Origin of the sequence: Sphingosinicella sp. CPCC 101087, from assembly GCF_004151485.1 — a bacterium.
Lineage (GTDB): Bacteria > Pseudomonadota > Alphaproteobacteria > Sphingomonadales > Sphingomonadaceae > Allosphingosinicella.
Window position 1 is genome coordinate 87,262 of sequence record NZ_SBFF01000003.1, and the last position, 26,007, is coordinate 113,268.

Consider the following 26,007-nt stretch of genomic DNA (forward strand, 5'->3'; position numbering starts at 1 on the left):
ACATGAGGGCAACTTGAACTCTGACAATGTCATCGAGGCGCTGAAGGTGGCCGTTGATAACCGAGCTCTCACGCCAGAGGTTCTTGGTCTTCTGCTGCCAGACGGCCGCCCGTTCGACTGCGAGGGTCAGCTTTGGGATTACAAAGCTCACGCCCCAAGCATGCAGGATCAACCCAGTGAAGCGGAAAAAGCTGAACACCGCATCTCGATAGCCGAGATAGTGAAGGACGCGGTTGCTTTTTATAATGCCTTCGGCGGCTACATTCTTTTCGGGGTGAAGGATAAAGGCCGCGATAGAATCGTCGGGATCTCGGACGGGTTCAACTGCGCTGATCTGAACAAGGCGCTGCACAGCTACGCCGGCATCAGCATTGAATGCCTTTATCACACTCTACGTTATCCCGCTCCGAACGGCCGAATTTCGCTTGGCCTCCTGCTAATCCCGAGGCGGCCTGCTGGCGCACCTCCGGTAAAGCTTGTCCGCAAAGGCCCCGAGAAACCGAACGGCAAGCGAGCCTTTCTCGAGGAAGTTTACGTCAGGGTACGGGACGAGTGCCGGGCGGCTACAAACACGCACGAAGATTGGCTTTTCCTCCATTCGGACCGACTGCCGCCCGAACAAGTCGCGGGCGCGGCGTCGGTGGCGGTCCAGGCGCATCTTCCGGCGCGGGACACTGACCTCTTGGAGTTCGTTGGCAGGGAAGAGCAATTAGCTGAACTGAGAAGATGGATCGGGGATGATCGAAGCCCTGTCCGGCTCATCACTGGCATTGGTGGCCTTGGCAAGACTACCTTGGCCTACCGCTTTGCAGAGGAGGTGATCGAGACGGGAGCAGGCGAGGTTGAAACGGTGATTTGGTTGACGGCGAAGCAGCAGACCTATTCGGCGCTCCGCGGAAAAATGGTCCCAATTTCCCGTGTCGATTTTAACGACCTAAGCTCCCTCTTCAACGCTATTCTGAAGGCGCTCAGCCACGAGATGCCGCTTTCGGAGGAGGAGCCCAGCTTTACGGAGGTGGGAGATCGCTTGGTTGAGGCGTTGTCGACCATCCCGTCGCTAGTCGTGGTTGACGACTTGGATACGCTCTCGCCCGACGAGCAGAAGGAGACCGTAGCGGCGTTGAACAGCGTCGCACTGAGGACCGTCGGTCGAGAACTCCCGCCGTCCCGCATGCTGATGACATCGCGAATCGATCAAGGTCTGCCACCGACGGCCATCGTAAAAATACTGGGGCTAAAGCGGACCGACTTCGAGGTACATCTAGCTAACCTCTGCGGCGCGTTTACCGTTGAACCATTCGTTGGACGCGATCTCGATGAGATCTTTGAAGCCTCGTCGGGCTCCCCGTTGTTCGCGGCCTCCATCGTGCGCCTCCTCAAGCTTGGAGAGAACAGGCGCGATGTTGTCGAAAAGTGGAAGGGCCGCGATGGCGAGGAGGTAAGGAACTTCGCGTTCCAGCGTGAGCTTGAGCGTCTTACGGCCATGGAGGCGCGAGTGCTCTATGCCGTGCTGCTGCTGGGCGAGACGACATTGGCGGACATAGCTGAAGTCGTTGACATGCAGCACCGAGCGGTGCGCGACCAAGTCGCGGGACTGCAGGCGTACCACCTTATGGCCACCGCTTCCAAAGGACGGGGTGACTCGACCATCAGCGTGCCGGACGAACTGCAGTCCGTCGTCGATCTTGTAAGGACTCAGCTGGGCGCGGGAGCCAAACTGATCGAGGAGGCAGTCGGACGGGCACACGAGCGGAGCGGCAACCAAGAGCGACAAGTCGGAGCAAGCATCCGCTCTATCGTGCGTCTATGGAGCGCCGAGCGGTTCGACGAGGCTGTCATCGTCGCTAGCGATTTAAGGAAGAAGTTCCCGGCGAACGGAGATGCGGCGAGCATTCTCGGCGCCTCCCTGCTACGCACCAGGCCGCCGCGATATCGCGAGGCAGACCGGGAATTGGACGCTGCCGCGAAGCTGGGCTGCACCAAATCGGAGCTGCTCCCGAACATCATACGCGCAAAGACGCAGACGGAGGACTGGATCGGCTTACGAGAGATCACTCGGACGCGGATCTCGAACGAGCCGAACGGCGACATTGCTCTAGCCGCGCATTTAAGGGCTAACGGTGAGATGATTAGCGCGGCAAAGGTCCGCGGCGATCGGGATCGCATTGCCGAGTTGGCGATCGAGGCGGTTGAGCGCATCACGGCTAAGCTGCGCCGTACGCGCCTCGACGTGGGCTACTTTAACTCTTTGCTGGGGCAGCGTTTTGACTTCGCCCGTGCCTACGTGGACGCACTCGACCGATCCAACACCCGCGGGGGTGATCGCGTACGGGTGTTTGAAGGTGTAGCCCGGCTCGCAGCTGCGGACGTGGTCGTCATTGATCTATTGGAAAGGGGAGTATCCGCTCTCGAGGAATGGTGGGGGGACGTGGAACGCCGTCCCGTTGCGGATCTAGCTGCCTGTAAGCTTCTGAGCCGAATGCTGGGCAAGCTGGAGAAGATTGAGCAGCAACTTGCGGGCTACAAACGCGACACAGGTGCGACGAGCGACATCGAGACCCGTCGGCGCGAGCTGGAATACCGAGGTGCCGCGCTTCAGACCTCGATAGGATAGATGGTTCGTCTGCGCGAGAATTGCGCCGGATCCGGACGTTCTGCTTTCGGCCAGTCTCGGTCGCAAATATGGCTTCGTACCTCCGCGCGAAGCCAGCTTCCTAGAGCTGCTATAGGACGGGTTTGGATGGGGTGGGACTGATTCGCGAATCGGTCCGAACCAAAGATCGATTCCCGGTGTTGAGTCGAACCCATCCTCATTTCGCTCCTGAGGTATCGCTGATGGACAGGAGTCAGGGCGCCTGAATTCCTTTAGAATATTCAACCGATTACCTGACCAATTCGATTCCCGCTACCGCCGAGCTCTGGGTATCGTGGGTCGCACTGGCGCTTCAGCTAATGGCCGGAAGCAGACAGGCCGCTTCGCGAACCCACCAGGGCAGAGCGGATATGAGGCCACGGCATGCGGGCGCATTCGATTCGGCCAATAGGAGCCTAACCACACGAAAACCAATGGCGGTGACGCGATTGTCAGGTCCACTCTCGAAATGATGGAGAGGCAGTAAGTTTGAGTCCCAACAACTCCTTGGACCACTCGTCTGCTAGGAATCGCAACGACGGAGAGACCAATGCGCACGCTAATGTTCTCCACCGCATTTATAGTCCTGTCGTATACTGCCGCAGCGTCGTGCGCCGGATCTCCCCGCCCTTCAGGTCCGGTCGCTGAAGACGAGGAGATCCAGATTGTTCTGGCCGCTCTGGATAACCAAGTTGGACCTGACGATCGGGGTGTCTGCCTAGCCACTCCGCTGCAAGGTGCGCCTCCTGATTATCGTGTACACCTCACTACGAAGCGTAGTTTGCCGCACCAACCCGACCAAGAAGGCTATCGGCAGGATGCGGAGAGGTTGGTCCGAGCTTCCGAGCAGGCCATGCCGGGGCCGAAGCCATTGTCTCCCGCCGACTTACGGACCGAATATCCCTCGGCTCACTTGGCGCGAGGTTCCGATTGTACCGGATTGATTACCATTGTCAGGCCCTTGGTTCTTCATGGTTGGGCGTTCCTGGCGCTTACCAAAGCTCGCCCATGCGGAGGGTTTTCATACCGCATTTCGCTGAGGCGAGTGGATGACCAATGGACCGTCCGCAATGTCGATCAACTGGGCGTCATGGCGGGCCCGCCTGGATGCGCTGACAGATTGTGGGATGCACCGAGTGGACTGCAAATCGAACGAATTCAACTTACCGAGTCTGGGAGCAAACATGAGCCTCACGCGCCGAATGCTCCCAACGCGGAAACTGGGCACAATTGAGGAAGCGCCTACCTCGTTCGCATGATGGCGGGGTGTCGATTGAGATCTCATGGCATGACGATGCGGCTCAGCTAGACGCTGGCCTCGCGCGCCGGTACGAGCAAGTGGCTGCTTTTGGTAGCTGCGTGATCTGCCGTGAGCGACCGAATTGGGCGCAATGAGGACGTGAGCGACTCGGCCAGGCCAGGGCAGCTAGTCTCAAAAAAATCTCGTGCGAGGTGTGGGGGGAAATGTGGGGAAGACACGGGCGGACGTGGCCTAATCACTAGTAACCGCAATGGCTTACACCGAATTTGAGGCTTCCTCCCGCGCAGGCGCTGCGGCCGACGACATGTGGCCGGAAAGCGAAGGTCCGCTTGCGAGGCCCAACTGACCAAAGCGGACATTTCTTCGCCGGCCTAGGTCGTCCAGGATGCGCCCAAGCCGGACGATCATAGTACGCACTGCAAGCGGCAGCTTCGACCGAAGCCGACGTCGCAGTGGTCTTGTTGCCTACCAGCACCGGACGTTGATTCAGGTGCCGCTTGTCTGTTGCGGAGCTACTCTTTGGATACAGCTGGGTGTGGAGGCGCGTCGCGCGCGCGGCGCCAGTCGTCGCGGCTCCGGGGGTCTGCAACTCGATCGACTTTCTGGAGCGGGCACTGTCGCCGACGGGCTGATCCAGAGTTAGGACCTCGATAGCTCGGCAGTGCTAAAGTCCGTCGAACATCGCGACTGCATGGGCATGCCGGACCCGAACAAGAACGTTTTCAAAGCTTTCTAAGGGTGTGCCAGCCGCAATGTGACGTTCGATCTCGGCGAACCTCGCACGAGCCGCTGGCCGTGATTCCGACTTCATATGGACCGCGTTCGCGAGTTGCTCCGGGCTTGCGCATCCCTTGCGGACCACGCCACTCAAGGCCTGCAGCACGATCGGTATGGCAGGCTCCTCGCCGGCCGCGACGGCTCTCGCCGCAAGGATGCGGGCCGGCAACCCGGCTACGAAAGCCAGGTCCGGAACCAAGCGAACCACGAAATGCCGCGCGGTCTCGCAAGTCTTGATGAGATGCTCCTTGGTACCGATCGCGCGTTCGAGGTCGCAAAGCGGCTTGCCCGCCATCCATGCGGTCAGGAGCGGCCTGATCTGCGGCAAGGCGACCTTCGCCTTGGCGGCGTTTCCGTCGATCGCGCGATAGTCCTTTCCGAACAGCCCTTCGATGTCGTTGGGCCTGATCAGGTGCATCAGCCAGATCGGGTTCGCCTCGATCCAATCGAACAGCGTGTTCATGCAGCTAGTGCTGTCACCCTCGAACGCCCCGGCCTCGATCAGGGCTGTTAGGCTGGCGACGACCTCGTAAGGCAGGCCCGCCGATGCAGCGACGCGCTCAAGCCACGTCAAATCCTGTTTCGGCGATAGCTCTTCGCGGCGAGCAAGCGCTGCGTTGATGCGGCCTTCAATCCACTCGGCCTTCCCTTCCAGGCGCTTGCGATACGCGGCGAAGGATCGCCGGATCAACGCCTTGGCAGGTTCATCGGGCGCATCATCCTCGCCGACCGGCAGGCGGGCGAGAAAGTAGTCCTCATTGCCTTCGTGCGCGTGCATGTGGATACGATCAAGCAGGCCGGTGATCGGGTCGTCGATTTTTAGGCACTGATCCGACTGCGAGAAGATGCTCTGCAGCGACATCCAGTGGTGGTTGATTGTGTTGTCATCGTCATCGATGTTAATGATCTTGCTCGGCACCACCAGCACGAAGCCTTGCCCGCCTTCGCCTGCACGGCCAGCACGACCGGCGGCATTGAGCAGTTCGTGCGCGTCGAGCTGCTTGAACTTGTCGTCTGAAACGTCCCAGCGGCTGTCGCCGGCGATCAGGACCACGTCGCTCGGCAAATTCATGCCCTGCGCGAGTGTGGAGGTGGCGAACAGGGCGTCAACACCGTCACGCCGCTTGAACAGCGATTCGTGCAGCATGCGCTCGGGCTTGAGCAGCTGGCCATGGTGGCTGGTGGCACTCCCTTCGACTTGGCCGGCGGCGTCCAGCTTGAGATAGCAATGCTGCGGCCCGCCCATCTCCTCCTCGACCAGCTTGCGCCATCCTTGCTCTTCCGCGTTGAGCACGACGCGGCGCTTGGGCAACAGGCTGCGAAAATGACGGACGGTCGATTCGGCGGCAATCGTACTCTGAACAAAGGTCAAGGTCTTCAGGCCACCCTCGGCGGCGGCGGCGGCGATCGTGCCGGCTACGATGTTGCCATTCGGCGTCATATACCAATCACCGAACTTCTTCGACACATCAGTGGCGAACGGCACCGTCTCGTCGAGCAGCGCCATCAGGGCATAGTCGTCGCGATTGCGCGTCGCCCAGGTCTGCCGCAGGCAGAAAAACGCAAAGGGCTGCGCATCAAGGCGGCTCGCGACATGCTTAGGCACGCCCTTGGTGGTTGCCGTAAGCTGCTCCGTGGCGAGCAGGTTATTTAGCTCTGTGATACGTGCATCTTCATAAGCCACGCAGCCGCGAGCCTGGCGGGTAGGCTTCCAGGCGAGGTCCAGCGCGAGGCACGGACGGCCGGTGAGTTCGGCCACCCAGCCGGCTATCTCCTCGGCGTTCTGCATCATCGCCGATACGAGCAGCACGTCGGCATCCGGCGCATAGTTGGTGAGATTGAGGATGCAAAGCATCGCGTCGATCGCCCGGCGGCTTCGGTCGGACTCACGTGGGTGGAGAAGGTGGCACTCGTCGAACACCACCAGTGCAACATCGGCAAACGCTTCCGGCTGCATCGACTCCAGCACGAGACAGCGCTCAGGAGTCGTGACGATGATCTCCGGCAGTTCGAGGACGTCGGTGAAGGTGATCTCGTCGTCGAGGTCACCGAAGACGGTGTAATCTTTGAACGCATTGCCGAGGGTGAAGGCGGTCTGGTCGACCAGCGCGAGCGTCGGCGCGAGCACCACGACTTGGCCGCCTCGAAGCAGCGCCGCCGCGATCTTGAGCTCGGCCAGCGTCGACTTGCCGCCCCCGGTCGGGAAGCTGACCGCTGCGGAAACGCCCTTTGCGAGATAGCCTTTATCCAGCGCCTCGCGGTGATTTCGCCAGAGGTACGGCCGCTTCCGCGCGGCACGGCGAATGATCCGCCACCACGAGCCCGGATCGACATCGTCAGGCGCGGGAACCCGGCATAACGCCGCCTCGGCAAGATCACCCGACACCGCCAGCAGCAGCTTGGCAACGTGCAGCGGGCCGGGAAAGGCGCTGAAGACCTGCGGGCCCTCCTCGTCAAAGACGTCATCGATTGCCGCGACTGAAAGGTCGCGAACCTGTGCGAAGATCCGACGAGACTCCGAGGCTACGTCGGCACCAGCGCCGTCGCGCGGAGCCACAAGCAACTCGCGCGCGAGCTGGATCACGCCCGCGTGCAGCCGGCGCAGCAGCGCCTCTACCGCGATACCGCTCGCGCTCGTATCGGACGGCGGATCGTAGAATTGGAAATCGTCTTCATCGACCTCGCTGGCGATCACTTCACGCAAGCGGCCGGTGGCCAGGTCACCGATCGCCGTCACCAGTCGTCCTTCAGCTCCCAGATCACCATCCGGGCGCTTAAGCCGCTTGGCCATCTCGGCAGCGTCACTCTGCGAGTCCGCGATCAGGAACAGCAGCGTCGCGCAGATGTCGTGATCGGCATGGATCGCGTTGATGCTGGAGAAGTGCGGCGCTCCGTCTGCGGCGACGGTCTCGGCCATGAGGCATAGCTGGTGCGCCGTGCCTGCGACGAAAGCAGCCGAGGCGCGGTCGGCACGCTCGGGCACGGTCGCAACGAGAAGTTCCTGCGCCGCCGCGAGACGACGCATCTCGGCAAGCAGCTCGACGAGCGCTTCGCCGCGCTGCTCCAGGCTCGCGACACCACGAAGCCGGACCCGCGCCGCCACGATTTCGGCAAAGGCATTGGTGAAGCGCTGTGGTAGCTCGGAAAAGTCAAGGTCGCCCAGCGGTGGCGCGCGACTGATCAGGTCGATCGTGACGGGATCAAACATCGTCCCGCCATGCCTCGATCTGCTTGATCGCCTTGGCCGAAAAGGCCTTCATCCAGTCGCGCAGTTTCGGGATGGCGATGGTTTCCGCCTGGCGGCGGGCAGCGGGCCCGGGCGCCACCTCGTCAAAGCCCTTGAACAGTGCCGCGCGGGCGTCATCGTCGTCATGAGCGGTGTCAGCGGTCACCGCGACACGGAAATGCCGGGCTTCCTCCCAGGCGATCCGCTCGACCGCAACGTCGATATCGAGGTCCGGAAAGCGCTGCTGGTGCGCCTCGAGCAGACCGCCAGCCTCCGGGATCAGCTCGTTCATGCGCAACCCGCTTTCGAGGTCACGGATGCCCTTCCACACGTCGCCCGCGATCGTAGTGCGCGGGTTCCCTGTCGCCTTGTCCTCGAATATCACCACCGCCGTGATACTCTGGCCGGTATCATCGAGTTTCAACTGGAAGCCGTCGAACCCCTTGTGCGCATGAATCATATGCGGCGCGCGGATCACGGCCCCGACCTCGGCACGGTGCGCCGCGATCCACGAGATCGCCTGGAACACCCACCCATCCCGATGATATGGGGGCTTGTCCTTCGGCACGGTCAATAGCTTGATCGCTCCCGCCGCCGTGTCGGCGCGGGTAGCGGGCGGCCGCTTATCGATGCCGGTCAATATCGCTGCAACATGTCGTGCCTGACCGAGTGCCAGCCGCGCGACCTTGCCAGCAAGATCATCCTCGTCAGCAATGGTCCACCTTGAGCCATGACACAGCGTGCCGTGGCATATCGGAATCAGCGTCAGAGGCATCGCGCTTCCGATAACCCCAGCCAAGCCATAGCACCTCCCAAGTCATGGGCCGCGAGCAACAGCAGAGCGATACCGAAGCCGCTCAACCACTTGTCACTCCGCCTGACCTTCCTCCCCATTGTCGTAGCGTAGCGCTCATCTACTTCGATGTCAGCTTCACCGATAATAGGCGGTTTTCTACATGACGCGTTCGGCCCGTTAGCCGGCCTCGTCGAGGCGCCCCCACCAGGGAAGCAGGTCGGCGACTCCGGCCTTCGCCTTTACCCACACCGTCTCTCGCGGCGTGATGCGGCTCCATGCCGAGATGACCGAGCAGTCGCGCGCCGGCTGACCGCCGGTCCCGGATCGCCGATCGGCGCGCGAGGAGAGCGAGGCCGCGGCCTGGAGCGGCACCCTGGGCCCGGAGTGCGATCGGGCGCGAGGCGTCATCGACCTTTATCGGGAGTTACGGTCGAACGGGATCGGATTTCAGCATTTTCGGTAGTGGACCTTGCGGCGGAGCCGGTCTCCAGGCGCCGCCCTGCGACCTCAGCGACGCAACTCGATTTGCTGCCTGAGCCAGTCGATCCTGGGGTGGCAACGGATGGACGATGACAAGGTTTTCGACTTCAATTCCGGTGAAGCCGCCTGGTTGATAGCCGGGCCTGCCTTGCGGCGGTCGTGGATTGTGGCGCCATGCTGTTCCCGTGAGGGGGAGGGTCCCGCCCAAGGGCAAGGATGGTGTCGTCCCCGCTAGATCAGGCCCCATTCCTCGCCGGCGAAATAGCGGACCATCGCCGAGAAGGGCTGCGTCGGCGCCGCCATCGTGCGTAGCGTGTCGATCGTGTCAAGCCTGGCCTGTCCGGTCGCGCTGGCGGCGATGTCCCTCAGCCGCCGGGCGAAGTCATAGGTCCGCCAGCGCCAGATGCGAAGTTCCTCGCGGTTGATGTCGACCATCCGCTCGGCTGTTGCCAAGGCCGACGCGGCGGCAGGAAGGCCGGGCCGGGCCTCGGCCCTCACCTCCTGGATGACGTCGTCGGCCGCCCATTGGAACAGGATCTCGGGATCGATGCGATAGGGATTGGGAAGGCCCGGTCCCTCAGCATCGAGCAGGGCCAGCAGCTGGCCGATCGCAACCGCGTCGCCGGGCTCCGGGCAGGCGGCCGCGGCGAGCAGGGCGAGCGCCGCATCGTCGGCGGCGGGATCGACCGCCGGCTCGGCCAGCGGCGGGCCGCCATGCTCATACTGGTCGCTCTTCTTGCCGTTGCAGACGCGGCAGCTGTACAGATAATTGTCGTAGCAATAGGCCAGCCACCAGTAGAGCGCCTTGGGCCGGAAATGCTCGACGTCGCCATAATAAGCGGCCGAGGTCGGCGTCTCGCAGAAGGCGCATTTCCCGGACGTTTCGCGCTGCAGCTGGGGCTTGGTGGCGTTCCAGCGGCTGGACGAGAAGAGCTTCTTCTTGATCGTCGCATCGCCCAATTGCCCGTCGCGCTTGGCGCGGAACAGCTCCAGCAGCCGCGCCTGCCGCGCGGGATCGCGGAACGAGGGTGGGATCCGGGCGCGGTCGCGCTGGAGCTGGATCAACGCCCGTCTCCGCCGCCGGGGCGCGCCTCGAGCGAGCTGGCGATCCGGTCGAGCGTCGAGAAATAGCGTCCGAGCACCTCGTTGCCAAGATCGTCGCCCCGCTCCGAGGGCACTACCTCTAGCTTCGCCTGCGCCGCCTCGAGCTCGATCTTCTGGTTGTCCGTGAGCAGCTCCTCCGAAATGGAGGAGAGCTCGCGATAGACATTCTTGCTCTGCTCGATCTCCCAGGAATCGAGCGAGTCGATCCGGAAGCCGAGATCGTAGAGCTGGTGCAGCCTGAGCTTCGAGGGGTCGCCGGGGAAGGCTGTCGCCTTGACCAGGCGGTTCTCGTCGCGGGCTAGGATGGTGGCCTCGTTCTCATGCGCCTGCTGCAGGGTCAGCGCCGAATGAGTGGTCGCCAGGATCTGGAAATTGGGCAGCCGGTCGGTGAGGAAGGCGCGCAGGCGCCGCTGCCAAGCCGGATGGAGATGCGCGTCGATCTCGTCGATCAGCAGAAGGCCGCGGGCGCGGAGCGGGTTCTGGTGGTGGGCGAAGGATTCGGTCACCTGGTAGAGCAGGTCGCCGATCCAGGCCGCCATGTTTTGGTAGCCGTCGCTGAGCTCCTCGAGCGAGACGATGCCGTCGGGCGTGGTGAAGCGCAGCGTCCGCTTTTGCTTGTCGACGCCGTCGAACCTCACCTCGGGCATGAGCGCGTTGAGCGCTTCGCGGACGATATCGAGCCCGTCCTCGCCGCGGCGATAGTCGAGGTCCATCGCCCAGGCTGGCAGCGGGTTCACCACCGCATTCTTGTCGAACAGGGTGGCGAGGCACTGAGCGCGGGCGGGTCCGGCGCCCTTGGTCGCGAGCGGGGCCGCGCGCTCGTCGTCGACGCGGCGATAGGGGCCGTAGGCGACGACGAAATAGTTCTGGGTGGCATGCTCGAGTGCGTCGTCGAGCGGCTTGAGGTCATCCCTATTGCGAAAGAGTACCTCGCGCACCGTGTCAGAGCTCGTGATATCCACCGCGACCTCCCGAAGCTCCCACTCGGCGGTCCTGAGGCGCGCGGTGATGCGCCCGCGCTCGGCGCCGCGGCGCACCCATGACCGGCAGTCGCCGATGAGATGGGGGAGGGCCTCCGATCCGGCCAGGATCAGCGCTGCCGCCTTCAGAAGGGTCGACTTGCCCGTGCCGTTCTCGCCGACCAGCAACGACCAGCGCCGCACCATCGGCGGCTCGATCTCGTCGGTGGTGAAGTCGAGCTCGGCATAGGGGATCGAACGGATATTCTCGACCACCAGTTTCTCAAGGAACATCCTGCCTCCTCGGCCGCGGCCCGATCTCCAAGTCCTGCGACGGGCAGGTTGGCAGCAAGGCCCGCGAAGGCCAAGCCGAAACCTCCCGATCGGATACAATCGGGGGGCTCAACTCCGAGCTTGTGTCCCGAATTCCATGCTGGTCAATGATCCTGCCCCGGATCGTAGATCGAGTCTCCAATGATTTTTCTCCTCTACGGGCCAAATTAGGCTGCGATGAGACGAGGCCCCGAGTTGGAGCAGTCTGGCCGGAAGCCGCCGGTCTTCCTTCGGCCACTTCCCTGAGAAAGTTGATCGTCGGCTCTACGCACGACGGCTGAAGCCTGAACTTACTCCGTCGAATTTAGAACGTCGACTTGACCCCAGCGCTGAAAGTACGGAGCTTCCCGTGCGGCGCCCCAGAAAAGGCGCGGCTGCGGGACGCCGAACAAGAATGCCAGTTGCGACCCAAGACGGCAGAGGCGAGGCAAGCCCGCTTACTCCCAGGCAGGAGCGGCTGGTCCAAGCCCTAGCGGATTTCCAGATGGCGCTCAGCGCCATCGATTTCATGTGCGAACTTGACGAGGACAGACGCCTTACACGCGTGGAAAGGCGGCGCTATCGCTGCTTCGAAGATGCGGCTGTCATCGCCTACGGTCGCGCGTTCAGCAATGCCGAGGGTCTCCCGTTCCTGGTCTTCAAGCACATGGGCATCAAGCCCACACCGGACGAGAAGGAACTGCACGATCGGCTGATCGAGCGGCGTCGCAAGGTGGTGGCGCACTCCGACGCCGACCGGCAGCGCATCTTGTTTGCCACCGAGGAGTTCGAGACAGACAACAACACGTTTATGATCCCCCACTTCGACTTCGACGACGCCCTTGCTTTCTACTCGGACCGGTTGAGGATCATGGAATGGCTTCGTCGCTTGATTCAGGCGGTCTGCGCGGTCCTATTCAATCAGGTCCAAGGGGTCTCGCCGACCCACTTCGTTAGAGACCATACGCTGCCGGGGTGACAGTGCACTGGCTCCTGCCGCGCGGCCGAGCAGGCCGCGCGCTGGACAGCAACGGATGACTGAGCGAAATTACCGGGATGGCCACACCGCCCCTAAATCAGACGCCCGACGAGTTCGGCGCAGCGTTTCACTATCCGCCTGACCTGCTTGAGCAGCTGGTCGATACGATCCCGCTGCTATGCAAGAGCAAGAATGCGGTAATTCTCTTCTTCCAAGGCGCCGGGGTCTCGACCGAAGACTATGAAGACATTCGCGCCGAGCTGACGACCGATCGCAACTCGCACAACAAATATGGGATCGCTCGAACAATCCTCACCCGGCTCAATGAGCGCGGCGACAACGGGCTTCGTCCCCGACGCGAGGTGATTAAGCGTGTGGTCGAGTTCGAGGATTACGGCACGACTTGGGAGGCCGACCGTATGCGCGCCAAGGGCCAGGTCGCGAGCATCCGCGAACGGGTCAATGTCCATGACAGCTTCACGCGGATGTCGATCGAGCGCGACCGCGAAGCCGCGCGTCATCGCGAAGCGCATGCGCGCCAGCAGGAGGAAGTCCGTAACCGCAAAGCCACGATCGAAGCAGCGCGCGACGGCCTCTTCGCGCTGTTCGGCGAGCAGAATCCGCAACGGCGCGGTAAGCTCGCCGAGAAGGCGCTCAACGATCTTTTCGCCGCATTTGGTATCTCGGTGCGCGAGGCGTTCGAGCTCAAAGGGGACGACGGCGAAGGAATTGTCGAGCAGATTGACGGCGTCATTGAGATCGACGGAACGATATATCTAGTCGAGATGAAGTGGCTGGCGACAACGGCTGGCACCGACGTTGTGGCGCACCACCTCGTGCGAGTGATGGGTCGCTCGGGCGCCCGCGGGATGGTCATCGCCAATCCCGGGTTCTCTGATGCGGCGATCAGACAGGTACGTGACGCGATGGCCCATATGACCGTCGTGCTCGTGACGCTGGAGGAGATCGTGGGTGTGCTGACGCGCGGCGACGATCTCGTCGAGATGTTGCGCAGAAAGATCTACGCGGCGGTGATCGACCGCGAGCCGTTTCGGAGGTGCTGACACTTGCGCCCTGCGGCCGATTAAGGAGGCGCGGCGGCACGACGCGGTGACGCTCGCTTAATGTACGGCGGCTTTCGGAAACGGCTTGGGCGGCGCTGAATGGCCGAAATGGGCGCAAACCGGCCATAGCCGCGGAGATATGAGGCTAACCAGGAGATCCCAGATCACCTAGGTAGCGCCCACGAAAGCGCAGAGATTCTGTGGGGCAAATCGGGGGAGCTCGGAGGGGCTCACCCACGCAAGATACGCGAATTCAAGTACTTATGGCTTGACAATGGTGACCCCAACGGGACTTGGATCAGCGTTTCAGACGATGCCAGTCGCAATTTAATGTCTGAGGATGGCCGATAGTTGACTGTCCGCTCTCGGCCGGAGAATTGTACAAGCCGACATTCAGCCCGGGCCCGCGTCTTCCTCGCAGTCCAGCTCGGTCGTAGCGGCTTTGTATGACCGCAATCCGTCGGTGGTTAGCCGTTACGCTGGAACCGCAGGGCCCCGTCTCTAGTTCTCTTTGTGAATGACAAGCGCGTACCGAGCGGCGCTCGGGTCCAATGTCGCCAATTTTTCCGTCATGATTGTGCGAAGCATTATGGGAGACCTTCATGCCATTTCGCAAATTCACGAACGTGCGCAGTATGACGCTCGGAACCGCGCTCTTCCTTCTTGGCGCCTGTTCACCGCAAACGGCCGAACAAGCGAACACTAATGATACGGAGCCAAATGTGGTGCAGACGAAAGCCATCCAGCCGTCGAGGAACGGCTACGCCGACGCCGCCGAAGGGTTAAAGGTCCACTACGAAATCTACGGCCAGGGCGAGCCGATCGTCGTCATGGCCGGCGGGTTGATGGACACGAGCACAATGCTCCAGGTAATCGGTCCGCTATCACGAACTCGTCAGGTCATCGGCATCGACCTTGAAGGTCATGGCCGCACTGCGCTTCGCAAGTCGCCGATGACTCACCAACGGAACGGCGACGACGTAGCCGCCGTCCTGCGTCATCTCAAGATTCCGAAGGCCGACGTCGCGGGCTATTCGCATGGCGGCGACGCGGCGATCCGAATGGCCATCCAGTATCCCGAAATGGTCCGCAATCTCATCGTGATTTCCACCGCGGCGGAACGCGACGGCTGGTATCCCTCGGCGTTGAAGGGAATGGAGGCGGTGAATTCAGGACTTGCCGAACAGATGAAAGAAACGCCGATCTACACAAGGTACGCGCAAGTCTCGCCGGACCCCGAGCGATTTGGGGTCCTGCTCGATCGAATGGGCGCACTCATGCGGACGGACTATGACTGGCGCGCAGAGATCGCTGCGCTACGGATACCCACCTTGCTGATATTCGCGGATCACGATGCCATATCCGCAAACCATATCGCGGAATTCTACGCCTTGTTCGGGGGCGGCGTGCGGGATGCAGGCTGGGAAGGCGAGCCCAAGTTCTCGCGCGCCCGGCTGGCGATCGTTCCCGGATACACGCACTACAATTTCGGACAGTCGCCGGACATAGCGCGGATCATCGAGCGCTATCTTACAAACCCCACCTCGAAGGCGACGCAATTCGAACCTGAGCCAAACTAGCGGCGGCTTCACGACTCAGCGATAACTCACTGGAGAGGCAACCATGGTAAAGGTCACGATCGGCAGGCGGGAGGACAAGGCGCGGCTGATGCAGACCATTGTGCTCGGCTTTTGCGCCGATCCGATGGCGCGTTGGGCATCGCCCGACCCTGCGGTCTACCTGGACCGGCGCGACGAATTCTTCGATGCCTTCGGCGGCGCGGCCTTCGATCACGGCACCGCTTTCGTCGCTGACGACGGCGCGGCGGTGGCGACCTGGCTGCCTCCGGGCGTCGAGCCGGACAATGAGCGCATGGAAAAAATCATGGCCGAGCAGACGCCGGACAACCGCAAGCAGGAAATGTCCGAGCTCTTCGCCAAGATGGAGGCGTTCCGGTTGCACGAGCCGCACTGGTATCTGCCGCTCATCGCCGCCGATCCAGCGCGCCAGGGCCAGGGCTTGGGCACGGCCTTGATGGAAGCGGCGATCGCCCGCATAGACGAAGATGGCAGGCCTGCTTATCTCGACAGTTCGAACTCGCGCAACGTTCCGCTCTATAGACGCTTCGGCTTCGAACCGATTGGCCAAATTAAGACCGCGAGCTCGCCCGTCCAGGTTCCGATGATTCGGCGGGCCCGACGCTAGGTGTTTGTGAGAACAACGATCTAACCCAGCTAGGGACATTGTCACCATGCCGGTGACCAGCCCCGGCGTCCGCATCACAAGGTTTCCGGTTCCCACCAGGAACAAGCCACCTGCAACGAGCTGCAGCGCGAATGAGCGGCGCCCACCGATCATCGGCAGGCGCCGCCAAAAGGTCTTAGACTACGGTTCCTTCCGCCAAGGCGAGTGCATTCTTTGGCATCCCAACATGATCTTCATCACCCTCCTGGCGCTTGGCGCCACCTGCGGGACCGCCCGCATCTGTTCGAAATACCGCACGCGTGTTCCACCACTCCCCGGACACGGGGCGTTTCCATCAGCAAGCCGCGAAATGGCTGAAGGAGGCGCCCACCGTCCTGGCTGTGAGTCCTCGCGAGCTACAGGAACGGCAGAAAGCGATCCTAACGAGCAACCGGCTGCTTGCCAGCCGTCGCGGTCCATCAAGTTCTCGATCTCCATGGGCGCGTCTCACGGATGCCGCCGCGCGGCTGTGGGACAGGACCAGCCTTCGGCGGCCGGGCGAATCTGTCCTCACCAAGCGAAGCGCCGCGTCGCGGCGGACCGGCCCGAGGCGTGGCAGATTGGGGTACGGACTCGATCAAACGTGATCTGGGTCGGGCTTGGCAGTCCGCTTCTCGACCACGCAGAAGGTGTTGCCGTCAGCATCGGCCAGAACGACGTAATCTGCGTCGGGGGGGTAGCGCCATTCAACACGGCTGGCGCCGAGTCCCAGCAGGCGTTCGATTTCAGCGGACGCGTCTTCGGCATAAAGGTCGAGATGATGGCGTTGGTGATCTTGGGCTTGCGATGTCACCGCCGTGATCGCAAGTTGAGGGCCACCGCCAGTGCGCGGCACGAGGATCGCCCAGTCTATACTCGGCTTCCGCAGAGGTTCGTAGTCCAGCGCCGCCGACCAGAATTGGATGGCGCGGGACACGTCGCCGACGCCCCAAACGATTGAGCCGATCCTGAGCAAAGCGATATCTCCCAGTCCGAGACTTAATAAGTTTATCAGCAACAGAAAGCGATGACAGCGGCGAGTGCCACGGCTGATGCAAAGTTGGCTGCGAGCTTGTCATAGCGGGTGGCGACGCGGCGGAAGTCCTTCAGGCGGCAGAACATGGCCTCGCTCAACCAGCGATCGCGATAGCGCTTCGCGTCGTGGCGGATGCGCCGCTTGCGGTTGCTGCGGCCAGGGATGAGGGATCGTGCCGGCCTCCTTCAACAGCTTGCGGAAGCTGTTGGCGTCGTAGCCGCGGTGTGCGACGAGGCGGCGGCAGCGCGTGACGCGCTCTTCCAGAAGCGCGGCCGCCTTGATGTCGGAGGTGTTGCCCGGCGTGAGCGTCAGCGCGACGGGACGGCCGAGGAGGTCGCAGACGGCGTGGATCTTGGTGGACGCGCCTGACAATCTGTGCGGATCGAGCGCTGATCGCTACCTCCGCTACGTGCACGCATCCGCTGCCTTTGCCGAGGCCGCTCGGGCCGAAGAATTCGGCGGCCTCCCGATCACGCCGCGCGACGAAACGTACGGCCCCGCAACAGGCCATTCCCGCAACGAGGCACCTGGCGCCGCATGGTCCTCAGTTTCAGACTAGCGCCTTGAAGTGGAAAGTCCGCTCCCGGCCAGCCCCGGTCAAAAATATGGCTCCGTACCTCCGGGCGAAGTCAGCTTCCTGGAGCTGCTATAGGACGCTTTTGTATGGGGTGGGACAGATTCGCGAATCGGTCTCAGGCCACAGATCGATTCCCGGTGTGAGAGTCGAACCCATCCTCATTTCGCTCCTGATGGTATCGCTGATGGACAGGAGTCAGGGCGCCTGAATTCCTTTAGAATATTCAACCGATTACCTGACCAATTCGATTCCCGCTACCGCTCCAGCAGCCCATCTCAGAACGTCCGAGAACGGACGCCATCGGCCATAGGAAGCGATCCTTTCCGATAGCAGCACTGCCGTCCGAAATCGATTGAAGCGATGGGAATGCCGGAAGCGCCCGTTACCAGCGTTCTCCAGGCGGTGTGGATCGGAAGCGAGGCTCGATGCTCCTGAAGGGCATGCCGCCAGCCCGGCAGCGGATCCCCGCCGCACCTATCGGCATCGACGTGGCTCCAGAGCGCCAACACCTTTCGATTCGGCACGTTCATTTCGGAACCTTGTGCCGTCGTGACACGCGTCTTTGCGAGCACCTTCTTCGGCTTTAGCCGCGGCATGACAGTTTCCCCTTGAGGAAAGTATCTCGCAGTGATAGTTCTCCTCGAAGCAAACCATTGGCGTGGAGCTTAGAGATGCGGATTGTCATTCTGAACTTCTTATCCCTCGATGGAGTCCACCAGGGCCCCGGCTCCCCCGACGAGGACCGCTCCGATGGCTTCGAGCGCGGCGGTTGGTTCGCGCCCTTTGTCGATGAAGCGCTCGAATCGACGGTGGAACAGTGGACAAGGTCGGCAACGGGATTTCTGTTCGGAAGAAGGACGTATCAGGAATTTTCCGCCGTTTGGCCCACCATCACCGATCCAACGGATATCAATGCGGCCCGCCTCAACACGCTCCCGAAATATGTCGCGGCAACCTCGCTCGTTGACCAGCCTTGGGGGCCGGTGACCGTGCTCGACAGGGATGTCGAAGGCGCCGTCGCTGCTATGAAACGAAACGGGAATGGCGAAATTCAGGTTCACGGCAGCGGGCGGCTCGGCCGGTCCCTGCTGGCCGCAAATCTGGTTGATGAACTGCGTATCGCAATCGCTCCCGTCATTGTCGGCCAAGGCCGAAAGCTCTTTGGCGACACGGACGCGCCGATGGGGTTCAATCTGGTTTCCGAGGAGCGAACGCCGTTGGGGCTCGTCACGTGCCGGCTGGAAAATTCCGGCGCGGGAACAGTCGGCACCTATGTTCGCACCAAGGCCGATCACGCGTTTGCCGGCGTGAATAGTCGTTGAAGGGAGAGGGAAATGCCGTCAGTCGCTGAGCGGCCGTCGGAAGGTCTCAATAGGATCTTTCTGGCGCTCGCCGATCCCACCCGCCGAGCGGTCATCGCGCGTCTTGGGCAAGGGCCAGCCAGTGTCAGCGAGCTTGCCGGCCCTTCTGGCATGGGCCTCCCCTCCTTCATAAAGCATATCCGGCTGCTTGAAAACAGCGGGATGATCCGCACGACAAAATCCGGAAGGACCCGCACATGCACCATAAATGGCCAGGGGCTCTCGCATGCCGAGCACTGGCTGGCCGAGCAGAGGGCGATCTGGGAACGCCATTCCGATCGCCTCGAGGCATTCGAGATGCAAGAACAGGCAGAGGGCACAGCGAGGAATGCGGAACGCGATGACTGAGCTCGATCTCGAAGTTTCGCGGGTTATCAAGGCGCCGCGAGCGCAGGTCTGGAACGCGTGGGTGGATCCTGACCGACTGGCTCAATGGTGGATTCCGCGCCCCATGATCTGCCGTGTCGTCAGCTTGGAGCTTCATCCGGCGGATCATTCGTCACCGAAATGAGCGAGAATGGCCGACCGTTCGTGCCGCACCTCTCAGCCTGCTTTCTCGATGTGATCCACGAGGAGCGGATCGTCTATACAAACGCGTTAACCGGTGGCTGGCGACCGGCGGCGAATGGTTTTGTGACCGCCATCATAACGCTTGCCGACCACCCGGATGGCACCGCCTATCGCGCACAGGCGCTGCACAAAAGCCGGGCGGACCGCGAGAAACATGAGGCGCTCGGATTTCATGAGGGCTGGGGCACGGTCGTGGCCCAACTGGCTAATCTCCTTGAGATCGAGACCTGATGGCGCTCATGGACCTTTCTGAACCAGAATGCCGGTGGGAGGGCACCTTGCGGCAATCGATCAGCCGGGGTGCTGGCCCGTGAAATTCGCGCAGTCCTTGGCCGCTTCGGGCTGTGCTCAAGTGACGGGGCTGCGATCCAGCACATAGCCCGCCTCGCACCATGCCTTGACGCCGCCGTCCAGCGCGACGGCGCGGGTATAGCCGAGCTCGCGCAAGGTAGCCGCGGCGAGGATCGAGATCTTGCCGAATTCACAGCAGGTGACGATGCGCACGGTGGGATCGGGCAGCTCGTTGTTCACCCGCAGTTCGAGCTGACCGCGCGGCAGATGACGCGCCCTCGGTATATGTCCGGACTCGAACTCATCTTTCTCGCGCACGTCGATGACGACAAGCTCGCTGCGATCGTCCTGCAACCGTCCGTGCAGCTCGGTCATCGACATGAAGGGTACGCGGGACGCCGCTTCGGCGAGGAGCTCGGTCACCGTCTTGCCGCCGCTCATGTTGGTGCGCAGCGCTTCCGTCAGATGGGTGGGTGCCGCAAGATCGAGATCGCGCATCATTCTCACGAAGCCTGTGCGCTCGGTCACCTGCAGCCGCGGATTGGCGGCGATCTCTTGGGCGATGGTCGAATGGCCGCGCCCCTTATAGTCGTGGGCGGGATAGACAAGGGTTTCGCCCGGCAACCGCAGCAGCTTCTCGAACAGGCTCTCGTAAAGTTCATCGGGGTCGCCGGTGGGCAGGTCCGTGCGTCCCGTTCCGCCGATCAGCAGCGTGTCCCCGGTAAAGACCCGGTCCGCCATCACCAGGCACATGGAATCGCGCGTATGCCCCGGCGTGTGCAGGGCCGTGATCTTGAGGCTGCCCGTCATCAGCATGTCCCCGTCGTCGAGGCGCAGGTCGGCATGAGGCGCCGGGCTCAGCCGGTGCATCACCACGGGCACGTTGAACGCCTCGCCGAGTTGCCGGCTTGCCGAGAAATGATCCGCATGCGTGTGCGTATCCACCACGTAGCGAAGCGTCAGTCCCTGCTGCAGCAGATAGCCCCGATAGCGATCGAGCAGGCCGAGCTCCGGATCGATCAGAATTGCGGCGCACGAGGCATCGCAGCCGAGAAGATAGGAGCGGCAGCCTCCGGCGCTGAAAGTCTCGAACAGCACGCCTATCGCGGTTGCGGCACAAGCCGCAGATACGGCGTCACGGTCTCCCATCCGTCGGGATAGAGGGCCGCCGCTTCCGCGTCCGTCACCGACGGAACGATGATGACATTGTCGCCCTCCTGCCAGTTCACCGGCGTGGCGACACGGTGCTTGCTGGTGAGCTGGATCGAATCCAGCACGCGCAATATCTCGTCGAAATTGCGGCCTGTGGTCATCGGATAGCTGAGCATCAGCTTGATTCGCTTGTCGGGCCCGATGATGAAAACCGTGCGCACCGTCGCATTGTCCGCCGCCGTGCGGCCCTCGGAATGTCCGTCGGCCTCCTCCGGCAGCATGTTGTAGAGCTTGGCGATGGCGAGATCGGTGTCGCCGATCATCGGATAATTGGGCGCAGCGCCTTGCGTCTCGGCGATATCCTGTGCCCAGATGGCGTGGTTGGCGACCGGGTCCACGCTGAGGCCGATGATCTTGGTGTTCCGTTTGTCGAATTCCGGCTTGAGCTTGGCCATGTAGCCGAGCTCGGTCGTGCAGACCGGGGTGAAGTCCTTGGGGTGGGAAAACAGGATCGCCCAGCCGTCGCCGATCCACTCGTGGAAATCGATCGGCCCCTCGGTCGTTTCAGCGGTGAAGTTCGGCGCCACGGAATTGATGCGAAGAGACATTCTGGGTTCCCCTTGTTGGACGCTGAAACGTCGAGCATCCGGCGGCCACGAGCTCTGCCGCTCCCCCTGACTTTCAGCGAATCGAATGGTCGGCCTTCCACGAACAACATAGCCGAGGCGGGCGCGGCCGCCCACCGTCCTTGTTTCGGAGCGGCCTCTGCCCGGGCCAGCACAGCTGCGAATCCGCCGCGATTGCGACGACTTCCCTTCTGCCGACGCTCGGTTCGGCAGCGGCCGGCGCACGCACTCCTGCAGTCCCGGCTCCACGGCGACTCCGGGCGACACACCCCGTCAATGTCTATTCAGAAGAATTCCGCAAGGCTCTTCGCCAGCCGGTCAGCCGAAGACTTTCGCCGATTCCGCTTTCTCGGCCGAATGGCGCAGGAGCCGCGCCTTGGCCGCGCGAAGCGTGTTCTCCATCAGGCAGGCGATGGTCATCGGCCCGACACCGCCCGGCACGGGCGTGATGGCGCCGGCGACCTCGCGGGCCTCGTCGAAGTCGACGTCGCCGGCGACTCGGAAACCGCCATCGGGCTTGGCGATTCGCGTGGTGCCGACGTCGACGACGATCGCCCGCGGCTTGATCCAGTTGCCGCGGACCAGCCCCGGCTTGCCGACTGCGCTGACCAGCACGTCGGCGCCCCGGCAGATGAACGGCGTGTCCCTGGTATGGACATGGGCGACGGTCACCGTGGCGCGCGCCTCGAGCAACAAAGCGGCCATCGGTTTACCGACGATGTTGGAGCTGCCGATGACGACCGCATGCATCCCGGTCAGGTCGGGCACGATAGACTTGATGATCTTCAGGCAGCCGAGCGGTGTGCAGGGAATGAGCCCTTCCGCGCCCTGCGAAAGCAGGCCGGCATTGAGCGCATGGAGGCCGTCGACGTCCTTTGCCGGGTCGACCGCCGCCATCACGCGAAGCGTGTTGATCTGCTTGGGCAGTGGAAGCTGAACCAGGATCCCGTCGGTTCCGTCGTCACGATTGAGACGGGCGATCTCCGCCAGCACCGCCTCCTCCGAGACGTCGGCGGGCATCTGCCTGACCTCGGCGGCGAAGCCGAGGTCCCGAGCCAGCTTGACCTTGCCGCGTACGTAGACGTGGCTGGCCGGATCGTCGCCCACCAGGAGGACGGTCAGTCCCGGGGGCCTCTCGAGCCCGGCCATTTCCTGCCTCACGCCCTCGACGACCTGGGCCGCCAGCGCGCGCCCATCGATGATCTCGGCTGTCATTCTGCTCTCCGATCCGACTGCTCGCGCTCCATTGCAGGTCACGCGCGTCGAGACAATCGGTCAGACGCCTGACGGGCGGATCTAATCGGTTCGCTGGAGCCAGTTGATCAGCTGGTCGAACGGGATGGGCTGGTTGAAGGCGATTCCGCACGCCGCGTCATGCTGCCAGCGCACCGTTCCGGCGACGGGGTCGAGATGTTCGGGGGTGAGCACGACCGGGCTGCCGATCTCGATCGGCTGCTCGCATTCGATCTTCACGCCGCCTTGCGAAATGTCGCGAATCTGCACCCAATGGGTCGTCGCGCCGACGCGGAGCGTCGCCAGCCGGTCGACCTCCACACGGGGCATGCGCGGGCGCCAGCCATTGTCGAGTACCGCAGGGTTGGCCAGCATGGCGGTGATGTCCACCGGCTGATCGAACGCGATGCCCGCATTGTCGTCCCGCACCCAGATGACGCGGCCTTTGATCTGCTGGCTGGTCTTGAGCTCCACGATGACGTCCCGGCCGGGCTGCAGAGCGCTGTAGACGTGCGCCATCAATCCGCCCGCAGACATGTTGCGGATCAGGCACAGCTCGCGATGCCCATCGACGATCAGGGTTCCGACCCTGAGGATGGTGACGATTCGATCCCGCTGGCGCCGCTCCGGCGGTTCCGGGGCGCGGCCGGAAGTGGAGAAGCTCGTCTCCACGACATGATCGTCTGCGAACATCGATCTACCTCGTATCGGACGGAGTCATGGTGCGATCATGCCGCCATACTGCTTTAAGAAGTGCTTACGCTTGCCCTGCAACTTCCACCTGGCTTCGGATGGGGCCGAAGTCCGGCCTTCACGGCTTGCTTACTTCTTGGGCCTAGGGCGTGGGCGGATGGAGGCGGAAGCGAAGATCGATCCGGCGTCTCGGCGCGACCCTAGGCCGCGGTCCGCGGTCAGCGCGATGGTCGGCATGGTCGGGCTGGCCGGTTTGCTCGGCTGGGCGGCGATCGCCCGCGCCTTCGGAATGGTCGGCCCTCTCGCGTCGCTCGTGGCTTTGGTCGCCTGTGCGGTGCCGATGCTCCTCTGGTCGATCCTCGTCGACAAGGTGCATCGCAGTCCCACCACCGGCATCGACTGGGACCGGCCGCCGCGCCCGTTGTCGGAAACGTTCGACATCAGCCTTGTCAAGCTCGCCGGTCTCTGGGGCGTCTGGGGCATCATCGGCGCGCTCTATTGCATCGCCCGCTGGTATTGGGACGGAGCCTATCTGTTCGCGATGCAGGTCCTGGGCTTCGGCGCCGTCCCGATGCTCTTGCTCTCCATTCCCTATCTGCTCTGGATCGACCGGCGCCTCGTCGATCCGCGCGACGGCGCCTGGCATTTCGGCCAGATGCTGGTCGGCCGTCCCGATCAGGCGGATCGCGAGCTGCTTTACGACTTCTTTCGCGCCTGGGCGGTGAAGGGCTTCTTCCTGGCCTTCATGATCTCGATCGTTCCCGGCAATTGGGCCGAGACGATCAGGCTCGAATGGACCTGGATCACCGACAATCCCGTCAATCTCGCCCGCTGGCTAATTGCCGCCATGTTCATGATCGACGTCGTCTTTGCCACCGTCGGCTACGTGCTGACCCTGAAGCCGCTCGACGCCCATATCCGGTCCGCCAATCCTTATGCGGCGGGATGGACGGCGGCCCTGGTCTGCTACCCGCCCTTCATCCTGATGAATTCGGGCGGGCCGCTCGATTACGGGATCGGCACGCATCACGATGCGGGCTGGATCCACTGGTTCGCCGAATATCCGCTGCTCGCGGCTGCCTGGGGCGCCTGGCTGGTGTTCCTCACCGGCGTCTATGCATGGGCGACGGTGGCGTTCGGCCTGCGCTTCTCGAACCTCACCCATCGCGGCATTCTGACGCACGGTCCCTACGCCTGGACCAAGCATCCGGCCTATGTCTCGAAAAACCTCTATTGGTGGTTTGCGGTGCTTCCCTTCCTCGCCACGACCGGCAATCCGGTGGACATGGTGCGCAACACGGTCGTGCTGGCGCTCATCGCCGGAGTCTATTACTGGCGCGCCCGCACCGAGGAGCGGCACCTGATGGCCGATCCCGCCTATCGGGACTATGCCGAATGGATGGAGCGCAACGGCCCCATCCCCCGGCTCCTCAATCGATTGTTTCCGCGTCCGGCGCGTCCGTCGGAGCCGGTGGCGGCGGAGTGAGCGGCTCGCTGACCCGCAGGCGATAGGGGCCGGTGCCTCCACTGCCGTAGGCGGTGACGCGGATCACATGGTCGCCGCTTTCCGTCGGCTGGAAGGCCAGCAGGGCGTTGAGACCCGGTCCGGCATCGTCATTCTGGTCAAGCGGATCGCCTTCGCGCGCATCGGCGCGAAGCACCCACGCCACCGTGTCGAAGTCCGCCGCTTCCACCGAGATGAGCCGCACCTCGCCGGCGCGCATCGGCACCAGATAGTCGTCGAAATGGGCTCCATCCCGGTCGGGATCGGACTCGGTCAGCTCGCCTTCCCAGATTTGCCATTGCATTCCGGCCTGGGTGGCTGCCGGCTGGGTGATCGGCGGCGGCAGCGGCGGCAGCAGCTCCGCGCCGAGGGTGAACGCGCCGCCTGTGTCGGGCGCCAGCGGACGAACGCGCAGGACGTAGACGGCGGTTTGCTCGGGCGCGAAGGTGATCCTGGAGTTCAGGCTGCCGCCATGATCGTCATTCTGGGCGACCGGCTCGGATTCATCCTCCCTTGATAGCTCGAGCATCGTATCGAAGTCCTCGGAGCTGGCGGAGAGCCGATAGCGGCGGCCGCCCTCGAGCCGGAGGCGGTGCTCGACGAAGCGTTCCTCGGCGCGGCCTTCCTCCCCCGCCTCGATCCGTCCTCGCACGGACCAGCCCTCCCCGGACGGCACCTCCGCCGCCGGCGGCAGCGGCGCGAGCGCTTCGGCGCCGACCGTATAGGCGCCGCGCCCTTCCGCCGAGAAGGGCCGCACGCGCAGCCTGTAGTCGCCGCCGACTTCGGCCGTGTAGGTGATTCGCGAGTTGAGGCCCTCGCCGAAATCGTCATTCTCGGCGACTGGGCTGTCGGAACCGGGCTGGAACAACCGGATGACCGTGTCGAAATCCGCGGAGCTCGCAAACAGGCGGTAACGCTGCCCCGCCTCGAGCCTCACGCGATGGTCGTCAAATGGATGCTGCTCGGAGTCCCGGCTGTCGTCGTCCTCGATCCGGCCTTCCGCCGACAGGATCGGGTCGGTGCCCGGCTGTGCCGGTCCCGGCGTTGCGAGCAGGACGGCCGCCAGGACCGCCATCGAAGCTTGGAACCCGTGGCGCATTCGAACTTCCCCCCTCAGTGTGCTCCCGAGCCTAGCGGTTTCGGCGCGGGAA

General features: G+C 63.0%; 21 protein-coding genes and 1 pseudogene. 10 read left to right on the forward strand and 12 right to left on the reverse strand.

Going from position 1 to position 26,007, the window contains the following annotated elements; genetic code table 11:
- Positions 1 to 13 precede the first annotated feature (13 nt).
- Positions 14 to 2,614, forward strand: a complete 2,601-nt coding sequence (locus tag EKM57_RS05710; protein WP_129791533.1) for an RNA-binding domain-containing protein — start codon at positions 14 to 16, stop codon at positions 2,612 to 2,614.
- 1,943 nt (positions 2,615 to 4,557) lie between these two features.
- Here the strand turns inward: EKM57_RS05710 and EKM57_RS05715 are convergent.
- The 5 genes from EKM57_RS05715 to EKM57_RS05735 form a co-directional block, all read right to left on the reverse strand.
- Positions 4,558 to 7,878, reverse strand: coding sequence for a DEAD/DEAH box helicase (locus EKM57_RS05715; protein WP_129791534.1), 3,321 nt, complete (start codon positions 7,876 to 7,878; stop codon positions 4,558 to 4,560).
- Positions 7,871 to 8,671 carry a hypothetical protein gene (locus tag EKM57_RS05720; RefSeq protein ID WP_129791535.1) on the reverse strand — a complete coding sequence of 267 codons (801 nt, stop codon included), beginning with the start codon at positions 8,669 to 8,671 and terminating at the stop codon, positions 7,871 to 7,873. The genes EKM57_RS05715 and EKM57_RS05720 overlap by 8 nt, the downstream gene beginning before the upstream one ends.
- Before the next feature lie 198 nt (positions 8,672 to 8,869).
- Positions 8,870 to 9,064, reverse strand: coding sequence for a hypothetical protein (locus EKM57_RS05725; RefSeq protein WP_129791536.1), 195 nt, complete (start codon positions 9,062 to 9,064; stop codon positions 8,870 to 8,872).
- Between the two features lie 339 nt (positions 9,065 to 9,403).
- A complete protein-coding gene (locus EKM57_RS05730; RefSeq protein WP_129791537.1) occupies positions 9,404 to 10,237 on the reverse strand; it encodes a hypothetical protein in 834 nt (277 codons plus the stop codon).
- Positions 10,234 to 11,529 carry an AAA family ATPase gene (locus tag EKM57_RS05735; protein ID WP_129791538.1) on the reverse strand — a complete coding sequence of 432 codons (1,296 nt, stop codon included), beginning with the start codon at positions 11,527 to 11,529 and terminating at the stop codon, positions 10,234 to 10,236. Before EKM57_RS05735 ends, EKM57_RS05730 begins: the two co-directional genes overlap by 4 nt.
- A 523-nt stretch (positions 11,530 to 12,052) precedes the next feature.
- On the opposite strand from EKM57_RS05735, the gene EKM57_RS05740 reads away from it, so the two are divergent.
- From EKM57_RS05740 to EKM57_RS05755, 4 genes are all read left to right on the forward strand, one after another.
- The gene (locus EKM57_RS05740) at positions 12,053 to 12,526 is read left to right on the forward strand and encodes a hypothetical protein (protein ID WP_129791539.1); all 474 of its coding nucleotides are present in this window, start codon (positions 12,053 to 12,055) and stop codon (positions 12,524 to 12,526) included.
- A gap of 77 nt (positions 12,527 to 12,603) precedes the next feature.
- On the forward strand, positions 12,604 to 13,590 hold the full coding sequence (locus EKM57_RS05745; protein WP_129791540.1) for a restriction endonuclease: 987 nt from the start codon (positions 12,604 to 12,606) through the stop codon (positions 13,588 to 13,590).
- A gap of 602 nt (positions 13,591 to 14,192) precedes the next feature.
- The gene (locus tag EKM57_RS05750; RefSeq protein ID WP_129791541.1) at positions 14,193 to 15,170 is read left to right on the forward strand and encodes an alpha/beta fold hydrolase; all 978 of its coding nucleotides are present in this window, start codon (positions 14,193 to 14,195) and stop codon (positions 15,168 to 15,170) included.
- 43 nt (positions 15,171 to 15,213) lie between these two features.
- Positions 15,214 to 15,795: an N-acetyltransferase gene (locus EKM57_RS05755; protein WP_129791542.1), complete on the forward strand. Its 582-nt coding sequence runs from the start codon at positions 15,214 to 15,216 to the stop codon at positions 15,793 to 15,795.
- A 616-nt stretch (positions 15,796 to 16,411) separates the two neighbouring features.
- Here the strand turns inward: EKM57_RS05755 and EKM57_RS05760 are convergent.
- Both EKM57_RS05760 and EKM57_RS05770 read right to left on the reverse strand, forming a co-directional pair.
- Positions 16,412 to 16,789: a VOC family protein gene (locus tag EKM57_RS05760; protein ID WP_129791798.1), complete on the reverse strand. Its 378-nt coding sequence runs from the start codon at positions 16,787 to 16,789 to the stop codon at positions 16,412 to 16,414.
- A gap of 35 nt (positions 16,790 to 16,824) precedes the next feature.
- Positions 16,825 to 17,215: pseudogene (locus EKM57_RS05770) on the reverse strand (IS5 family transposase); the annotation flags it as partial.
- Between the two features lie 882 nt (positions 17,216 to 18,097).
- Between EKM57_RS05770 and EKM57_RS05775 the strand changes: the two are divergent.
- The 4 genes from EKM57_RS05775 to EKM57_RS22410 are packed head-to-tail and all read left to right on the forward strand — an operon-like array spanning position 18,098 to position 19,588.
- Positions 18,098 to 18,748, forward strand: a complete 651-nt coding sequence (locus EKM57_RS05775) for a dihydrofolate reductase family protein (protein WP_129791544.1) — start codon at positions 18,098 to 18,100, stop codon at positions 18,746 to 18,748.
- Between the two features lie 12 nt (positions 18,749 to 18,760).
- Entirely contained in the window at positions 18,761 to 19,135 is a 375-nt protein-coding gene (locus EKM57_RS05780) for a helix-turn-helix transcriptional regulator (RefSeq protein ID WP_129791545.1), read from the forward strand.
- On the forward strand, positions 19,128 to 19,298 hold the full coding sequence (locus EKM57_RS22760; protein ID WP_206185308.1) for an SRPBCC domain-containing protein: 171 nt from the start codon (positions 19,128 to 19,130) through the stop codon (positions 19,296 to 19,298). The genes EKM57_RS05780 and EKM57_RS22760 overlap by 8 nt, the downstream gene beginning before the upstream one ends.
- Positions 19,295 to 19,588 carry an SRPBCC domain-containing protein gene (locus EKM57_RS22410; RefSeq protein WP_206185309.1) on the forward strand — a complete coding sequence of 98 codons (294 nt, stop codon included), beginning with the start codon at positions 19,295 to 19,297 and terminating at the stop codon, positions 19,586 to 19,588. Before EKM57_RS22760 ends, EKM57_RS22410 begins: the two co-directional genes overlap by 4 nt.
- 117 nt (positions 19,589 to 19,705) lie before the next feature.
- Here EKM57_RS22410 and EKM57_RS05790 read toward each other — a convergent pair whose 3' ends face one another.
- The 4 genes from EKM57_RS05790 to EKM57_RS05805 form a co-directional block, all read right to left on the reverse strand.
- On the reverse strand, positions 19,706 to 20,797 hold the full coding sequence (locus tag EKM57_RS05790) for a rhodanese-like domain-containing protein (protein ID WP_243450905.1): 1,092 nt from the start codon (positions 20,795 to 20,797) through the stop codon (positions 19,706 to 19,708).
- A complete protein-coding gene (locus tag EKM57_RS05795; protein WP_129791547.1) occupies positions 20,749 to 21,408 on the reverse strand; it encodes a peroxiredoxin in 660 nt (219 codons plus the stop codon). The genes EKM57_RS05790 and EKM57_RS05795 overlap by 49 nt, the downstream gene beginning before the upstream one ends.
- 336 nt (positions 21,409 to 21,744) lie before the next feature.
- On the reverse strand, positions 21,745 to 22,641 hold the full coding sequence (locus EKM57_RS05800; RefSeq protein ID WP_129791548.1) for a bifunctional 5,10-methylenetetrahydrofolate dehydrogenase/5,10-methenyltetrahydrofolate cyclohydrolase: 897 nt from the start codon (positions 22,639 to 22,641) through the stop codon (positions 21,745 to 21,747).
- 81 nt (positions 22,642 to 22,722) lie between these two features.
- Positions 22,723 to 23,352, reverse strand: a complete 630-nt coding sequence (locus EKM57_RS05805; RefSeq protein ID WP_129791549.1) for a PilZ domain-containing protein — start codon at positions 23,350 to 23,352, stop codon at positions 22,723 to 22,725.
- 157 nt (positions 23,353 to 23,509) lie between these two features.
- Here EKM57_RS05805 and EKM57_RS05810 point away from each other — a divergent pair, with 157 nt between their 5' ends.
- Positions 23,510 to 24,838 (forward strand): isoprenylcysteine carboxylmethyltransferase family protein, encoded by a 1,329-nt coding sequence (locus EKM57_RS05810; RefSeq protein WP_129791550.1) that lies wholly within the window; start codon positions 23,510 to 23,512, stop codon positions 24,836 to 24,838.
- Here EKM57_RS05810 and EKM57_RS05815 read toward each other — a convergent pair.
- Positions 24,783 to 25,931 (reverse strand): PPC domain-containing protein, encoded by a 1,149-nt coding sequence (locus tag EKM57_RS05815; RefSeq protein WP_206185310.1) that lies wholly within the window; start codon positions 25,929 to 25,931, stop codon positions 24,783 to 24,785. The genes EKM57_RS05810 and EKM57_RS05815 overlap by 56 nt on opposite strands.
- Between the last annotated feature and the right edge of the window lie 76 nt (positions 25,932 to 26,007).

Excerpts from the sequence above, each read along its gene's own strand:
- EKM57_RS05715 (WP_129791534.1), bottom strand. The coding sequence starts at position 7,878 with ATGTTTGATCCCGTCACGATCGACCTGATCAGTCGCGCGCCACCGCTG.
- EKM57_RS05720 (WP_129791535.1), bottom strand. The coding sequence starts at position 8,671 with ATGCCTCTGACGCTGATTCCGATATGCCACGGCACGCTGTGTCATGGC.
- EKM57_RS05735 (WP_129791538.1), bottom strand. The coding sequence starts at position 11,529 with ATGTTCCTTGAGAAACTGGTGGTCGAGAATATCCGTTCGATCCCCTAT.
- EKM57_RS05740 (WP_129791539.1), top strand. The coding sequence starts at position 12,053 with ATGGCGCTCAGCGCCATCGATTTCATGTGCGAACTTGACGAGGACAGA.
- EKM57_RS05745 (WP_129791540.1), top strand. The coding sequence starts at position 12,604 with ATGGCCACACCGCCCCTAAATCAGACGCCCGACGAGTTCGGCGCAGCG.
- EKM57_RS05750 (WP_129791541.1), top strand. The coding sequence starts at position 14,193 with ATGCCATTTCGCAAATTCACGAACGTGCGCAGTATGACGCTCGGAACC.
- EKM57_RS05755 (WP_129791542.1), top strand. The coding sequence starts at position 15,214 with ATGGTAAAGGTCACGATCGGCAGGCGGGAGGACAAGGCGCGGCTGATG.
- EKM57_RS05775 (WP_129791544.1), top strand. The coding sequence starts at position 18,098 with ATGCGGATTGTCATTCTGAACTTCTTATCCCTCGATGGAGTCCACCAG.
- EKM57_RS05780 (WP_129791545.1), top strand. The coding sequence starts at position 18,761 with ATGCCGTCAGTCGCTGAGCGGCCGTCGGAAGGTCTCAATAGGATCTTT.
- EKM57_RS22760 (WP_206185308.1), top strand. The coding sequence starts at position 19,128 with ATGACTGAGCTCGATCTCGAAGTTTCGCGGGTTATCAAGGCGCCGCGA.
- EKM57_RS22410 (WP_206185309.1), top strand. The coding sequence starts at position 19,295 with ATGAGCGAGAATGGCCGACCGTTCGTGCCGCACCTCTCAGCCTGCTTT.
- EKM57_RS05790 (WP_243450905.1), bottom strand. The coding sequence starts at position 20,797 with ATGGGAGACCGTGACGCCGTATCTGCGGCTTGTGCCGCAACCGCGATA.
- EKM57_RS05795 (WP_129791547.1), bottom strand. The coding sequence starts at position 21,408 with ATGTCTCTTCGCATCAATTCCGTGGCGCCGAACTTCACCGCTGAAACG.
- EKM57_RS05800 (WP_129791548.1), bottom strand. The coding sequence starts at position 22,641 with ATGACAGCCGAGATCATCGATGGGCGCGCGCTGGCGGCCCAGGTCGTC.
- EKM57_RS05805 (WP_129791549.1), bottom strand. The coding sequence starts at position 23,352 with ATGTTCGCAGACGATCATGTCGTGGAGACGAGCTTCTCCACTTCCGGC.
- EKM57_RS05810 (WP_129791550.1), top strand. The coding sequence starts at position 23,510 with ATGGAGGCGGAAGCGAAGATCGATCCGGCGTCTCGGCGCGACCCTAGG.
- EKM57_RS05815 (WP_206185310.1), bottom strand. The coding sequence starts at position 25,931 with ATGGCGGTCCTGGCGGCCGTCCTGCTCGCAACGCCGGGACCGGCACAG.